The sequence below is a fragment of the Bariatricus sp. TF06-38A genome, from assembly GCF_027690675.1.
In the GTDB taxonomy this organism is placed as follows: domain Bacteria; phylum Bacillota; class Clostridia; order Lachnospirales; family Lachnospiraceae; genus Allocoprococcus; species Allocoprococcus comes.
Genome location: NZ_JAQFCE010000001.1, coordinates 46,032 through 46,307 on the forward strand (window position 1 = coordinate 46,032; position 276 = coordinate 46,307).

Genomic DNA, 276 nt, shown 5'->3' on the forward strand with positions numbered 1-276 from the left:
ACTTTGTCAACTCTATGCCAAACAGAACGCACAAAGGGCAAATGTGAAGAAAAGCACAATGAAACAACGGGAACAACTCATGCGGTTATTGAAAGAGGATAAGTTAGGTGCTAGGAGCATTGATACGATAAAACCCTCTGACGCTAAGGAATGGGCGTTACGCATGAAAGACAAAGGCTTTTCCTATAACACCATTAACAACCATAAACGCTCGTTAAAAGCGTCATTCTATATCGCCATACAAGACGATTGTGTAAGGAAAAACCCTTTTGATTT

Annotated in this window: 1 pseudogene; it reads left to right on the forward strand. The window is 40.2% G+C overall.

The annotated features are described in order from the left end of the window. Positions 1 to 276: pseudogene (locus PG418_RS00195) on the forward strand (site-specific integrase); the annotation flags it as partial.